14 protein-coding genes and 1 pseudogene are annotated in these 13725 nt (G+C 74.9%); 10 read left to right on the forward strand and 5 right to left on the reverse strand.

From position 1 onward, the window contains the following. Window positions 1-1218: lanthionine synthetase LanC family protein (locus ACRDTB_RS09565; RefSeq protein WP_431429671.1), on the forward strand; the 1218-nt coding region annotated here is incomplete at its 5' end. Window position 1219: 1 nt separating this feature from the next. On the opposite strand, the gene ACRDTB_RS09570 is transcribed toward ACRDTB_RS09565, so the two are convergent. Together ACRDTB_RS09570 and ACRDTB_RS09575 are read right to left on the reverse strand one after the other, a co-directional pair. Beyond that, on the reverse strand, window positions 1220-1651 hold the full coding sequence (locus tag ACRDTB_RS09570) for an MmcQ/YjbR family DNA-binding protein (protein WP_431429672.1): 432 nt from the start codon (window positions 1649-1651) through the stop codon (window positions 1220-1222). After that, entirely contained in the window at window positions 1644-1805 is a 162-nt protein-coding gene (locus ACRDTB_RS09575) for an arginase family protein (protein ID WP_431429673.1), read from the reverse strand. The genes ACRDTB_RS09570 and ACRDTB_RS09575 overlap by 8 nt, the downstream gene beginning before the upstream one ends. A 196-nt stretch (window positions 1806-2001) precedes the next feature. Between ACRDTB_RS09575 and ACRDTB_RS09580 the strand changes: the two genes are divergently transcribed. Together ACRDTB_RS09580 and ACRDTB_RS09585 are read left to right on the forward strand one after the other, a co-directional pair. After that, window positions 2002-3108: a low temperature requirement protein A gene (locus ACRDTB_RS09580; RefSeq protein ID WP_431429674.1), complete on the forward strand. Its 1107-nt coding sequence runs from the start codon at window positions 2002-2004 to the stop codon at window positions 3106-3108. A gap of 32 nt (window positions 3109-3140) precedes the next feature. Further along, on the forward strand, window positions 3141-3650 hold the full coding sequence (locus ACRDTB_RS09585; protein WP_431429675.1) for a hypothetical protein: 510 nt from the start codon (window positions 3141-3143) through the stop codon (window positions 3648-3650). Here ACRDTB_RS09585 and ACRDTB_RS09590 read toward each other — a convergent pair whose 3' ends face one another. Next, a complete protein-coding gene (locus ACRDTB_RS09590; RefSeq protein ID WP_431429676.1) occupies window positions 3651-4439 on the reverse strand; it encodes an ABC transporter permease in 789 nt (262 codons plus the stop codon). Beyond that, window positions 4436-4882, reverse strand: coding sequence for a hypothetical protein (locus tag ACRDTB_RS09595; protein WP_431429677.1), 447 nt, complete (start codon window positions 4880-4882; stop codon window positions 4436-4438). Before ACRDTB_RS09595 ends, ACRDTB_RS09590 begins: the two co-directional genes overlap by 4 nt. 6 nt (window positions 4883-4888) lie before the next feature. Here ACRDTB_RS09595 and ACRDTB_RS09600 point away from each other — a divergent pair. Then, window positions 4889-5125: pseudogene (locus ACRDTB_RS09600) on the forward strand (response regulator transcription factor); the annotation flags it as partial. Window positions 5126-5417: 292 nt separating this feature from the next. On the opposite strand, the gene ACRDTB_RS09605 reads toward ACRDTB_RS09600, so the two are convergent. Next, window positions 5418-6443, reverse strand: a complete 1026-nt coding sequence (locus tag ACRDTB_RS09605) for a pentapeptide repeat-containing protein (RefSeq protein WP_431429678.1) — start codon at window positions 6441-6443, stop codon at window positions 5418-5420. 145 nt (window positions 6444-6588) lie between these two features. On the opposite strand from ACRDTB_RS09605, the gene ACRDTB_RS09610 reads away from it, so the two are divergent. The 6 genes from ACRDTB_RS09610 (at window position 6589) to ACRDTB_RS09635 (ending at window position 13724) form a co-directional block, all read left to right on the forward strand. Next, window positions 6589-7074: an NADH-quinone oxidoreductase subunit B family protein gene (locus ACRDTB_RS09610; protein WP_431429679.1), complete on the forward strand. Its 486-nt coding sequence runs from the start codon at window positions 6589-6591 to the stop codon at window positions 7072-7074. After that, window positions 7071-9020, forward strand: coding sequence for a proton-conducting transporter membrane subunit (locus ACRDTB_RS09615; RefSeq protein WP_431429680.1), 1950 nt, complete (start codon window positions 7071-7073; stop codon window positions 9018-9020). The genes ACRDTB_RS09610 and ACRDTB_RS09615 overlap by 4 nt, the downstream gene beginning before the upstream one ends. After that, complete coding sequence (locus ACRDTB_RS09620; RefSeq protein ID WP_431429681.1) at window positions 9017-9976, forward strand: respiratory chain complex I subunit 1 family protein; 960 nt, start codon at window positions 9017-9019, stop codon at window positions 9974-9976. The genes ACRDTB_RS09615 and ACRDTB_RS09620 overlap by 4 nt, the downstream gene beginning before the upstream one ends. Window positions 9977-10108: 132 nt before the next feature. Beyond that, window positions 10109-10768 carry a hypothetical protein gene (locus ACRDTB_RS09625; protein ID WP_431429682.1) on the forward strand — a complete coding sequence of 220 codons (660 nt, stop codon included), beginning with the start codon at window positions 10109-10111 and terminating at the stop codon, window positions 10766-10768. After that, the gene (locus tag ACRDTB_RS09630; RefSeq protein WP_431429683.1) at window positions 10765-12213 is read left to right on the forward strand and encodes a proton-conducting transporter membrane subunit; all 1449 of its coding nucleotides are present in this window, start codon (window positions 10765-10767) and stop codon (window positions 12211-12213) included. The genes ACRDTB_RS09625 and ACRDTB_RS09630 overlap by 4 nt, the downstream gene beginning before the upstream one ends. Then, window positions 12210-13724 (forward strand): NADH-quinone oxidoreductase subunit C, encoded by a 1515-nt coding sequence (locus ACRDTB_RS09635; protein WP_431429684.1) that lies wholly within the window; start codon window positions 12210-12212, stop codon window positions 13722-13724. The genes ACRDTB_RS09630 and ACRDTB_RS09635 overlap by 4 nt, the downstream gene beginning before the upstream one ends. The last annotated feature ends 1 nt before the right edge of the window (window position 13725 follow it).

Consider the following 13725-nt stretch of genomic DNA (forward strand, 5'->3'; position numbering starts at 1 on the left):
CGCCGGCGCCGCGCGCTCGCCGCGGTCGTCGCCGGCCAGGTCGTCGACGCCGCGATCACCGGCCCGGACGGCACGGTCACCTGGGTCGCGCCGGTCCTCGACCACGACGGCTGGTCGGCGCGGCCCCTGTCCGGCGACCTGTACGGCGGCACCGCCGGCGTGGCCGTGCTCGCCGCCGGCTATCTGCGTGAGCAGGCCGCCGGCCGAGCCGACGAGGTACCCGGCCTCGACCGCGTGCTGCGCTCCGCGATGCGCACGATGCGCCTGGCCGAGCGGGCGACCGGCGGGCCGCCGCTCGCGGGCGGCTATCTCGGCCTCGGCTCGCGCATCTGGGCCTGGCTGCTGCTGCGTCGCCTCGGGGCGGTCGGCGACGACGCGCTCGAGTGGGCCACCGCGCTCGCCGGGCAGGTCTCCCGGGCGGCCGCCGAGCATCCGGCCCACGACGTGCTGGCCGGCCGGGCCGGTGCGATAGTCCCGCTGCTGCGCCTCGCCGAGCACACCCGGGACCGGCGCTGGGCCGAGCTCGCCGGTGAGCTCGGCGATGCGCTCGTGGCGGCGGCCACCCCGGCCGCCGCGGAGTCCGAAGTGGACACCGTGTGCTGGCCCACCGACCGGTTCCCCGAGGGCGTCGGCGGCTTCGCTCACGGCGCGACGGGGATCGGCTGGGCGCTCGCCCGGCTCGCGGACGTGACCGGCGAACAGGCGCACGCCGACACCGCCGCGGCCGCATTCGCCTACGAGCGCACGCTGTACGACCCCGAGCGCGGCGGCTGGCGGGACCTGCGCGAGGAGGGCCGCGTCGGGGGCGCGTGGTGTCACGGCGGCGCCGGGATCGGTGTGGCCGCGGTCGACCTGCTGGGGCTCGGCGGGCCGTACGCCGACGACTGGCGGGAGACCGTCCGGGTGGCCGCCGCGAGTTCCTGGGAGCAGGGCGTCGGCTGGAACCACACGCTCTGCCACGGTGACCTCGGCGTGTGGGAGATCGTCACCGAGGCGATCGCGCGCGACCTCGGCCCGGGCGGGCTCGACCGGTCGACTGTGGACGCACACGTGGTCGGCGCGGTCGAGGAGTTCGGCGTGGTGACCGGGCTGGCGCGGGACGTGTTCGTGCCCGGCCTGCTGCCCGGTGCCGCCGGTGTCGCCTACCAGCTGCTGCGGCTGCACCCCGAGTGCCGGCTGCCGTCGGTGCTGCGTCCGGACCCGGGCCCGGCGAAGTGATCTAGACGCCCGGCCGGTCCACCAGGCGCACGAGCTTCCGCGGCGCCTGCACGCAGTAGCTCTCGGTGACGAGCTCGGCGACCTCGGTCCAGTCGACGTCCGCGTGCAGGATCATGCCGACGACATCCCGGCCCCACTGCGGCCGGTAGAACGGGTAGCCCGTGTCGGTCAGCACGCTCAGCTCCGGGCCATGCGATCGGAAGATCAGCACGGTGCTCGGCCCGTCGACGGACGCCTCCTTCGCGTGCACCGGCGGCCGCCCCGGGGTCACCCGAAGCACGTGCGCGAACGTCTTCTTGCGGACCCGCCACCGGGTGCCGACCCAAGCCTGCTCCTCGTAGGCCTCGGGTAGCCCGAGGCAGACCGGGCGCAGCCGGGCCAGGACCTCGGGGGGCACTTCCAGGTAGTCGTCCGAGGCCGGGTCGTCAGGCATGGCGGTCCGGTCGATCCGCGAGCAGGGGCCGCGCCGGGTCCCAGGTGGAGCCGTCGTGCGGCGGGTAGCACGACTGGCGGATGTACTGCGGGCCGAACCGGGTGCCGGGGCCGGTGCGAGTGCCGCCGCCGAACGGCGCGCCCAGGATCACCACGTCGGCACCCGCGTGGGTCGAGGCATCGGCCCAGTCGCAGCGGGCACGCCGAGGAACGTGATGTCCGGGCCGTGCTGGGCTCCGTAGCGTGCCACGTCGGACCTCCCATCCGTCCGGCTCGACCTTATTTGCTCGCAGCATTTGCCCGCAGTGTTGATGGTTCGCTCCGCTCCCGGCGACCCTTACGATCAACGCGATGAGCACATCGCGAGCGGTGAGCGCGCCGGCCGAGCGGGTGCGGACCCTCGAGCTGTTCTTCGACCTCGTGTTCGTCTTCGCGATCACGCAGGTGGCGGCGGTGCTGACGGCGGCGCCCACGGTCGGCGGCCTGGGCCGGACCGCCGTCCTGCTGGCGATCATCTGGTGGATGTACGGCGGCTACGCCTGGCTCACCAACGCGCTGGACCTGGCGCGCACCGGCCCGCGGCTGCTGCTGCTCACCGGCATGGCGGCCTACTTCGTGATGTCGCTCGCGGTGCCCCGCTTCTTCGCCGAGGGGCCGTTCGGGCTGGTCTTCGGGCTCGCCTACCTCGCGGTCGTCGCCGTGCACATGGCCGCGTTCCTCGGTACCTCCGGCCGGGCCGCGATCGTGCGGCTCGGCTCGGTGAACCTCGCGTGCGCGGTGCTGGTCGTGGTCGCCGGGGTGGTGCCGCCCCCCGCGCGGCCGTGGGTGCTGCTCGGGGCGGCGGTCCTGCACTACGTGTCGCCCCAGCTGGTGGGGATCGGCGGGTTCGTGGTCGGCGCCGGGCACTTCGTGGAGCGGCACGGGCTCGCGCTGATCATCCTGCTCGGCGAGTCGATCATCGCCGTCGGCGCGGTCGCCTCCGAGCGGGGCGACGCGCTCACCCTGGTGCTCGGCTCGGTGCTGGCGCTCGTGGTGAGCGCGGGCATGTGGTGGATCTACTTCGATCGCGAGGACCGCGACAGCGAGCGGCTGCTGGACGCGATGCCGCCGCAGCGGCGCGGGCCGGCCGCGCTGCTGTCGTTCGGCTACGCCTACCTCGTCATGATCGTGGGCGTCACGACGGCGGCGGTCGGCATGAAGAAGGCGATCACCTACTTCACCGAGCCGCTGCACGACTTCGAGCTGTGGCTGATGCCGCTCGGCCTGGCGGCGTACCTGGTGGGGCTGGCCGCGTTCCACCGCAGCCTGGCCACGGCGTGGCCGTGGTCGCGGCTCGTGGCGGCGGCCGCCGCGCTGCTGTGCGTGCCGGCCGGCCTGGTCGCCGGCGGCTGGCTGATGTTGCTGGTCGGCGCGGTCGTGCTGGCGGCGGCGGTGCTCACAAACGGGCGCCCGCGTTGAACGAAACGTAGGCCGGCTCCGTATACGAGTTCGTGAGGTACGCAGCTGTCGCATGCCCGAGAGATGCCCGGCGCCGCCGGTGGGTGGTGCCGGCGTGCCTGCCCGTGCTGGCGCTCGCCGCGGCCCTGCTGGCCGGCTGCGGCGGCTCGTCCTCCGCGTCGGGCGGGCACGGCACCGGCCACGGCGACGAGGTCCCGGTGTCCGTCCTGCCCAGCAAGCCCTCGAAGCCGATGACCGTTCAGGAGCTGGCCAGCGGCATGGGCTGCGAACCCCAGCTCGGCGGCAAGTACGCCGACTACCGGCTGGCCTGGTGCGAGGTCAACGGCACGAAGCACGTGCTCACCGACTTCGACACCGCAAAGGGCCAGCGCGCATGGCTTGAGCACTCCAAGTGGTACGGCGGCGTCTACCTCGTCGGCGAGCGGTGGCTGGTGACCGGCAACACCCTGGCGGAGATCTCGCCACTGCAGGACAAGTTCGGTGGCAAGATCGAGAAGGGCGACATCCACGGCCCACCCCCGCCACAGACCGAGGTCAAGTGACTACTGGTCGCGGGCGGCGAACAGCACACCGCCGGTGACCAGCGCGGCCGCCGCCCACGCGGCGAGCACGCCCAGCCCTGCCCACGGCCCGACCGGCAGCCGGTCCAGGTCGCGGGTCGCCTGGACCGCGAGCCCGGCCGTCATCGGTGCGAGCTTCGCCAGCCGGTCGTGCCAGTCCGGGTCGGCCACCAGCTCGGTGAGCACCGGCGCGAGGTAGAGCAGTGACAGCACCCCGGCGACCGCCGCCGCCGTGCCACGGACGGCGACCGCCACGCCGAGCGCCAGCAGGCCCACCAGCACCAGGTAGAGCACCGTGCCGGCGGCCGCGCGCAGCGTCGCCGGGTCCGTCACCGACAGCGGCGGGTAGCCGTTCGCCGCGCTGAACCCGTTGCCCGGCAGGATGATCCGGCCCGCGAGCAGCGCGCCCGCCACCCCGAACGCGCCCGCCACCGCGACGGTCGCGGTCAGCACCGCCGCCTTCGTGGCGAGGACCGTCCGCCGCTGCGGGCAGGCGGCCAGCGTGGCGCGGATGAGCCCGGTGGCGTACTCGCCGCCGATGATGCCGACGGCGAGCACGACGACCGCGACCTGGCCGAGCCGGACACCGGTGAGGCTGAGCCGCGTGGTGTCCTCGAAGCACTCCGCGGGCGACGGGCAGTGCGAGGTGTCCACGGTCCACACCACCGCCACGCTCGCCGCCACCGTGGCTCCCGCGATCGCGAGCGCGAGCCACGCGTTGGACGGCAGCGTGCGGAGCTTGGTCCACTCGGCGTGCAGCGCGTGCCTCATGCGTCCCGCCGGGCGAGTCGCCGGGCCGCGATCGCGAGCACGACCGCCGTGTAAGCGCACAGCACGCCGAACCCCGCCCACGGGCCGATAGCCGTGTCGTAGGTTCGGATCGTCTGCTGGATGGCGAACCCGGCGGTGGGGGTGAGCCGCTCCACCCACACGGCCGCCGCCACCGGGAGCCCCGTGGCGACGATCTGCGGCACGAGCAGCAGCAGGAGCACCACGGTGACCGCCGGGAGGCTGCGCCGCAGGATCGTGGCCACGCCGAGGCTGAACACCGCGACCACGGCCAGCAGCGCGGCGGTGCCGACGACCGCGCGCAGCACCGGGCCGTCGGTGAGTGAGCCGGGCCGGAGCCCGTTCGAGCGCAGGATCGGCGACGCCAGCAGGTACGCCCCGAAGCTCGCGACCAGCCCGGCGGCGAACGTGGCCGCGCCGAGCACGCCCGGCTGCGCCCCCGCCCGGCCGCGCCGGAGCTGGCCGCGCTGACCCCGCGCGAGACCGACGTGCTGCGGCTGATCGCCGAAGGCCTGTCCAACACCGAGATCGCGGCCCGGCTCGTCGTGGGGGAGGAGACCGTGAAGACCCACGTGAGCCGGGTGCTGCGCAAGCTCGGCCTGCGCGACCGGGCCCAGGCGGCGGTGTGCGCCTACGAGTCCGGGCTCGTCGTGCCCCGCACCGGCTGACGTCGTGCTGGACGACGGGTCGGATGACGGGTCCGGGAGGCCAGACCGGCCACCAAGCCGTGGGTCTCGCCGGGCCCGGTCATCCGACTCGCCGCGAGCGGTGAGTCCGGGGTCGGCCGGCGGCCCGACGACGCGGTCACGACCCCCAAGCCGTGCGACGACTGTCGAGGAGCTGTCGGCGTCCCCGGACGCGCTGTCCGTGGCATCGCCGCGCGGGGTATGCGTTCTGCGGTTCGAACATCGGGGAGCACCTCCCTCGAGGTGTCGTGGTTGCTCGTAAGGGAAGACGCCGTCACCGGGCGGGTGGTTCCGGACGATCTTCCTTGCGTGGCACGGGAACCAGCGTCGCCCACGACCGCTGCTCGGGGATGCCGTGCTCCACCCAGCCGGCCGGCCAGCGGCGATGGGGCTCGCGGTCGGTGCGGGTCCGCGCGCCCGCGAGGGTCGCCCTCGTCTGCGTCCCGAAGTCGACCTCGCCCTCGAAACTGGCGCCACGGAAGGGTTTTCCCTCGTCGCCGAGGCTCGCTCGGCGGAAGTCGGCCAGGCCGAGGAAGCGCGCGTCGCGGAAGTCCGCCGCCCGCTCGACGGTCGTGCCGCGGAAGGTCGCCGGACCGACGAACGTCGTGCCCGCGAACCGGGCCGTGCGCACGACGCAGTGGGTCAGCACGAGCCTGGCGAGCGTCGCGCCGGACAGGTTGACGTCGATGTCCGGCCAGAAGGTCGGCGACGGGTCGCCGGGACCGGGCCGCAGGTGTTTCGCGAGCAGCTCCATCGCCGCTGCCCGGACCTCGCCCTCCTCGCCGGAACCGCCGCCGCGGCCGCGCAGCCGTGGCGGGGTGGACGGCGGCGCGGTGGGCGGCCTCGCCGGCATCCGCAGGTACGCGCAGACGAGGTCGACGATCGTCTGCCGGTGCGCGGGGTTCTCCTGCGCGAGGCGTTCCAGGGCGAAGAGCCCCGCGAGCCGGACCGGTGCCTTGTCGCTGCCGAGCTGGTCGGCGGCCTTGCCGTACAGCTCGGTGAGCCGGCGCTCGGTCGCGTCGTGGTCCTTCTGCTTGACGTCCAGCTCGGTGACCCGCTGCCGGCGCGCGGTCAACAGCAGCGCGGCCGCGCCGCCGGTGCCGACGACGATGGTCGCCGCGGTGCGGATGACGTCGAGGCGGGCCGAGTCGGCCGCGTCGCCGGTGCCGAACAGCGACCACAGCACGACGACCATGACAGCGGCGGTGAGGAGCAGCCCCGCTGCCCAGAGTGCGATGGTCGTGGTGGAGAGGACGTGATGCTCCTCGACGCCACCACGACGTCTTCGCTTCTTGACCATGTCGACGGCCCAAACCACGAGATGCGGTAATCGAATGGTAGCGGAAAGCGACGATCGCCCGCCGGGGCGTTGACCGCCGGTTGCTCGCGATCGGTACTGTGTCCGCCTGCCCTCAGGAGATCACCGGATCGACGCGGGAGCACGCATGCTCGGTTTGTTGCGCAGGATCTTCAGGACCGGACGGGTGGCCGAGCGCGATCCGGGGCGGCCCGGGTACGGCCACCTCGCGGTGGCCGCCGAGTTCTCCGGCTCGGTGCAGGTCCGGCACGTCAACGCGGGCTCCTGCAACGGTTGTGAGGTGGAGGTGGGCTCCGCGTTCGGACCCGTCCACGACGCGGAGCGCTACGGCGCGAGGCTCGTCGCCTCGCCGCGGCATGCGGATGCCCTGCTGGTGACCGGTCCCGTCACCCGCAACATGGCCGAGCCCCTGCGCCGCGCCCACGAGGCGGTCCCCGGGCCGAAGGCCGTGATCGCGGTCGGGGATTGCGCGCGCAACTGCGGCGTGTTCGCCGACGCCTACGGGGTCACCGGCGCCGTGCGTGACGTCGTGCCGGTGGACCTGGAGATCGAGGGCTGCCCGCCCCGGCCCGAGGCCATCACCGAGGGCCTGCGAAGGCTGACCGGGCGATGAACTCGGTAGTGTCGCTGGCCGCCACCTTCCTTGCCGTCGCGGCGATCTCCGGGGTGCTCGCCGCGCTCGCGGGGTCGCTGCCGGACTACGTGCTCAGGCCGGAACTCCGCGCTGCGGTCTCCGGATTCGGCACCGCGGTCACCGGCCTGGCCGGTGTCGTCGCGGGGATCGCGGCCATGACCGGCGAGCCCTACGACGCGTCCGTGCCGGGGCTGCTGCCGCTGTCCGGTCTCACGATCGAGCTGGACGCGCTGTCCGGGCCGTTCCTCACGGCGGTCGGCGCGGTCGCCGTCGCGGCCGGGGTCTACGCGGTCGGCAGTGACATCGGGCCTGACGGCGGGCACGCGGGATCCCGGGTGGCACAGGCGATCGTGCCACTGTTCGTGGTGGCGATGCTGCTGGTGCCCGCGGCCGGCGGGGTCGGCACGTTCCTCCTCTGCTGGGAGCTCGTCGCGGTCACCTCGCTGGTGCTGGTCCTCGTCGAGCACCGGCGCGATCCCGAGGTGGCGGTCGCCGGCCGGTGGTACGCGGCCATGTCCCAGCTCGGTTTCCTCGCCGTCCTCAGTGGACTGCTCATGCTCGCCGGACCGGCCGGTGACTCCTTCGCCGCGCTGCGCGACGCCGAGCCGTCCGGCGCGGTGCGCGGGGTCGCGTTCCTGCTGACGCTCGCCGGATTCGCGTCCGCCGCGGGGATCGTGCCGCTGCACGTCTGGCTGCCGCGGGCCCACACCGAGGCGCCGGGCCACGTGTCCGCGCTGATGTCCGCGGCCATGGTGACGCTGGGCGGCTACGGGATCGTCCGGGTCGGGTTCGACCTGCTCGGCGGCGGCCCGCGCTGGTGGTGGCTCGCGGTGGTCGGGCTCGGTGTGTTGTCGGCGGTCGCCGGGCTGCTGCGAGCGGCCGCGAGCACCGACCTGAAGCGGCTGCTCTCCCGTACGACGATCGGGAACCTGGGCCTGGTGCTCGTCGGCGTCGGCGCGGCCGGTCTCTTCGCGGCCGCCGGCGACCGCGTGGCGGCCGGGCTGGCGCTGACCGCCGCGCTGCTGCACGTCCTCGGCCACGCCGCGGTCACGAGCACGCTGTTCCTCGCCGCCGGGTCGGTGGTGCGCGCGACCGGTGCCCGCGAGCTCGACACGCTCGGCGGGCTGCGCCGCAAGATGCCGGCGACCACGGCCGCGTTCGGGCTGGGTGCGCTCGCCGCGTCGGCCCTGCCGCCCGGCACCGCGTTCGTGTCGGTGTGGTTGCTGCTGCAGGCGTTGGTCCACGCGCCGCAGGACGGCGGGATGTCCGTCGGCATGGCCGTGCCGGTCGCGCTGGCCGCGGTGGCGCTGTCCGTCGGGCTCGCGGTGGCCGCGTTCGGCCGGGCGTTCGGCATCGGGTTCCTCGCCAGGCCGCGCAGCGCGGCGGCCGAGCAGGCGAGCGAGAGCCCGCCGGCCGTCCTCGCCGGGCTCGGGCTCGGCGGGGCGGCGTGCCTGGTGCTCGCGCTCGCGCCGACGCTCGTGCTGCCCGCGCTCGGCACCGCGAGCGGGAGCGTGCTGGGCGGAGCCGACCAAGCCGGGGACCCGGTGGTGACCGGCGTGATCACCGTGCGCCTGGCCGGGCTGGCCGGCACGCTGTCGCCGCTGATCGTCGCCGTCGCACTGGCGGCCGCGCTCGCGCTGGCGATCGGCGCCGCGAGGTTGCTCGCCCGCCGCTCGGCCGCGCGCCGTGCGGTGTCCACATGGGACGGTGGGGCTGGTCCGGCGCCGCGCCGGGCCACGACGTTCGCCGTGCCGGGGTACGTCTCCGCGCGGACCGAGGGGCGCGTCTACCGCCCCGCGCTCGCGGCGCTCGACGCGTGGGGCCGGGCCGGGCGCCTGCTCGCCACCGGCAGCGTGCACCGCTACGTCGGCTACGGATTCTTCGCGGTCTGCGGGCTGCTCCTACTTCTGGCGGTGACACGGTGAGTGCTCTCGGGGTGATCGCGGGGATCACGCAGCCGGTGCTGATCGTCGCCGGCTCGCCGCTGCTGGTCGGCGTGCTCGGCAAGGTCCGCGCGCGGCTCGAGGGCCGGGTCGGCGCCGGGATCTGGCAGCCGTACCGGGACCTGCGCAAGCTGTTCGGCAAGGAGCCGGTCGACCCGGGCGGCACGAGCGAGGTGTTCCGCACGGCGCCGCTGCTGCTGCTCGCCACCACGGTCGTGGTCGCCGTCGTGGCGCCGTTCGTCGCGGCCGAGTCGGCCGTGGGCGCGGCGGCGGACCTGTTCGCGGTCGTCGCGCTGCTGGCGCTCGGCGCGGTCGCGCTGGTGCTCGGCGGGCTGGACACCGGCACCGGGTTCGGCGGGCTGGGGGCGGGTCGGCGGCTGACGATCCTCGCGCTGGCCGAGCCGACGCTGCTCGTCGCGGTCCTGGCGCTGGCCACGCGTGCGGGCTCCACGAACCTCGGCGAGATCGTGTCCGCCACGCTCGACGACCCAATGCGGGTGATCTCGCCCGGCAGCCTGCTCGCCGCCGCCGCGCTCGTCGTCGCGATCGTCGCGGAGACCGGGCGGCGGCCGGTGGACGACCCGGCCACGGGCGAGGAGGCGACGATGATCCACGGCGCCACCGAGCTCGACTACGCCGGCCCGGACCTCGCGCTCGTCCGGCTGGCGTCCGCGATGCGGCTGACCGTCCTGCTCGGCCTGCTCGCGAACCTGTTCGTGCCGTGGGGGATCGCGACCAGTGACGCGGGCGGGGCGGATGCCGGGACGGTGCTCGTCGGGGTGGCGGCGCTCGTGGTCAAGGTCGGCGTGCTCGGCGTGCTGGTGGCGGTCGCCGAGGTGTTCGTGGCCCGGCTGCGGCTGGTCCGGGTGCCGGAGCTGCTGGCCGGCTCGTTCGTGCTCGCCCTGCTGGCCGTCTCCGCCTCGTTCTTCCTGGCCTGAGGGGAATGACATGAAACCGCACCTAAGGGGAACGGGACGCAACCCAGCCACAAGTACGTGCTCAACCGGAAGGCACCAACCCAAGGCGACCACAGCAGTTAATTCCGGAGAGGCGGAACGGGAGGCGGGACAGTGACCGACTCGCTGTACACGCAGCTGCTCTACCTGGCCTGCGGCGCCCTGCTGCTGACCGCGGCGCTCGCGCTGTGGCGCCACCGGCTCGCCGTGGTGGTCCGGGCCTTCGTCCTGCAGGGCGTGGCGCTGGCCGGGCTCGGCGCGGTCCTGGCCGTCTACCAGGTGTCCGTCCAGCTGTGGGCGGTGGCCGCCGGGCTGCTGGTGCTGCGCGCGGTCGTGCTGCCCTACCTGATGCGGCGGGCGTCCGCCGGTCCGCCGCGCCCGGAGCCTGGGCCGCTGGCCGGCGGGGCGGTGTCGCTGCTCGCGGTGGCCGGCCTCACCCTGCTGGCGTTCGTGGTGTCCCGGCCGTTCGTCGAGCGGGCGCCGTCCCCGGCGAGCGCTGCCATCCCGGTGGGTGTGGCCGTCGTGCTGATCGGCTTCTTCGTGCTGGCCACCCGGCGGGGCGCGCTGCCGCAGCTGGCGGGACTTCTGTTGATGGACAACGGGATCACCGCCGTCACGCTGCTCACCGGTGCCGGGCTGGGCCTGCTGGTGCAGGTCGGCGTGGCGCTGGACGTGTTGCTGGTGCTGGTGATCCTGCGCCTGTCCGCCACGCGCACGCGGGAGACCGTCGGCGACATCGATCTCGACGAGCTTCGGGAGTTGCGGGACTCATGATGACCGTGTGGATGTTCGCGCCGCTCGTCGTGCCGCTGCTCGGCGCGATCGCGTACGCCGTGCTCGGCTGGCGGCCGGCGACCGCGTGGGCCGGCGCGGCGAGTGCCGGCCTGGTGCTGGCCGCCGCGATCGGCGCGGCCGTGGAGGTAGTCGGGGCGGGGGAGCACACCGCGGCGGCCGGCGTGCTGCGGGCGGACGCGCTGACCGCGTTCCTGCTCGTCGTGGTCGGCGCCGTGGCGCTGCTCGCGACCGCCGCCACGCCCGCCCACCTCGCCGCCGAGGTCGAGGCCGGTCGCGCCACCGAGCGGACCGCGCGCTGGCACTGCGCGGCCGTCCAGCTGTTCCTCGCATCGGCCGTGCTGGCCGTGCTCGCCGCGGACCTCGGCCTGCTGTGGGTGGCGATCGAGGCCGCCGTCCTCGTCACCGGGTTCCTCGTCGGGCAGGGAGCCGGGCGGGCGGGTGCCGAGGCGGCCTGGAAGCTCGTCGTGATCTGCTCGGCCGGCCTCGCGCTCGCGTTGCTGGGCATCGTGCTCCTCGACCACGCCGGGTCCGATGTGGACGGTGTGCGGATCGCGGTCGTGCTGCTCGTCGTCGGGTTCGGCACGATGGCCGGGCTCGCGCCGCTGCACGCGTGGGTGCCCGACGCGCACGGCCAGGCGCCGGCACCGGTGGCCGCGCTGCTCTCCGGTGTGCTGCTGCCGGTCGCCGCCTACGCGATGCTGCGGGTCAAGGCGGTCGCCGACGTGGTGCTCGGGCCGACGTTCGGCCGGGTGCTGCTCGCGGCGCTCGCGGTCGTCTCGCTCCTCGTGGCCGCCTCCCTGCTGCTGGCCCAGCGCGACTACCAGCGGATGCTCGCCTACTCGAGCACGGGCCAGCTCGGCCTCGTCGCGCTCGGCGCGGCCATCGGCGGCCCGCTCGCGCTCGCCGCGGCGCTGCTGCACCTGCTCGGGCACGGGCTCGCGAAGGCCGTGCTGTTCCTCGGCGCCGGCCGGATCCGGCAGCTCACCGGCACGAGCCGGACCGATGGCGTGCGCGGGCTCGCGGCCCGGCACCCGATGCTGGCCGCGGCGGTGGGGGCGGGGGTGCTCGCGCTGCTCGGGCTGCCGCCGTTCAGCCTGTTCGCGAGCGGGCTCGGCATCGCCCGCGCCGGGTTCGCGGCCGGTCTCGGCTGGCTCGTCGCGATCGCGCTGGTCGGCGTGCTCGTCATCGCGGTGGCGCTGATCGCCCACACCAGCCGCATGCTGCTCGGCGATCCGCCCGACAGCCCCGGCGCGGCCACCGCGGGCCAGCCGCTGCCCGCGTCCACCACCGCCACGCTGCTCGGCGGGCTGGTCGTGTGCGCGGCCCTCGGCGTGGCCGCCGAGCCGCTCGCCACCCTGCTGCGGCTGGCCGCGGACACACTCGTAGGCACACCGGTCACCGGCACGCTTGTGGGGGCACCATGACCGCACGGATCACACCGACGCCCGGCCCGCCCGGCGACCCGGTCGGCCACCACCGCACGGCGCTCACGATCAGCCCCGACGACCTGCCGGCGCGGGCGAAGTCGTTGCTGGACAAGGGATACCGGGTGGCCCTGGTCGCCGGCCACGAGGACGTCGGCAACACCGGGCTGCGGGCGGTGTACCTGTTCACCGCGGCCGACCCGGACCGCCGCGTCGAGCTGGCGGTCCCGGTGCCCCGCGACACCCCGAGGGTGCCGAGCCTCGCGCGCATGTCCGCGGTGGCGGGCCGGTTCGAACGCGAGCTGCACGACCTGTTCGGCATCGCCACGGTGGGCCACCCGATGCCGCGACGGCTGGTTCGCCACGGGCACTGGCCGCGCGGCTGGTACCCGATGCTCGCGAGTGCCGGTGAGCCACCGGAGTTCGCCGCCGCCGAGGTCCCGGCCCCGATCGACGAGGCGGAGGTCTCCCTCGGCCCGGTGCACGCCGGGGTGACCGAGCCGAGCCAGTTCCGCCTCACCGTGGACGGCGAGCGGATCACCGCGGTCGGCGGCCGGCTCTGGTATGTCCACAAAGGAATCGAGCGGCTGTTCCACGGCCGCGTGCCCGCCGCGGCCGTGGAGCTGACCGAGCGGATCAGCGGCGACACGGCCGTGGGTCACACGCTGGCGTTCTGCCTCGCCGTCGAGGACGCGAGCGGTCACCGGGTCTCGCCGGACGTCCAGCGGATCCGGGCGGTCCTGCTGGAGCTGGAGCGGCTGTACAACCACGCCGGCGACCTGGGCGCGCTGTGCGGCCACGCGGGGCAGAGCATGCTGGACGCGCACGCGCAGCGGATTCGAGAGGAGCTGTTGCGCCTCAACGACACCGTGACCGGCCACCGGCTGCTCCGCGGCGCGGTCCACCCGGGCGGGGTGACGGTGCGCAGCCTGCCCGACCCGGGCCGGCTCGAGTCGCTCGCCGCCGACCTGGCCGAGGTCGTGGAGCTGGTGCTCGACAGCAGCGTCGTGGTCGACCGGTTCACCGGCACCGCGGTGCTGACCGAGGCGCGGGCGCGCGAGCACGGCGCGCTGGGCTACGTGGCGCGGGCGAGCGGCCTGACCGTGGACGCGCGCCACGACCACCCGTTCCTGCCCGGCGACCCGCCGCGCGCGTACGACCGCATGGACGGCGACGTGCTGTCGCGGTTCCTCGCCCGGGCGGCGGAGTTCGCCGACTCGGTCCGGCTCATCACCGCGCTCACCGAGGAGGGCTTCGACCACACGGCCGAGCCGCCGCTGGCCCGCCGCATCGCACCGGCGACCGGCGTGGGCATCGTCGAGGGCTGGCGCGGCACGATCACCCACCGCGTGGAGCTGTCCGCGGACGGCACCCTCACGCGGGCCAAGGTCGTCGACCCGAGCTTCGTCAACTGGGCGACCCTGCCGCTGGCGCTGACCGGCACGGACGTGGCCGACTTCCCGCTGGCCACCCGCAGCTTCAACCTGTCCGTGGCGGGCAACGACCTGTAGT

Origin of the sequence: Actinophytocola sp., from assembly GCF_050699935.1 — a bacterium.
GTDB lineage: Bacteria > Actinomycetota > Actinomycetes > Mycobacteriales > Pseudonocardiaceae > Actinophytocola.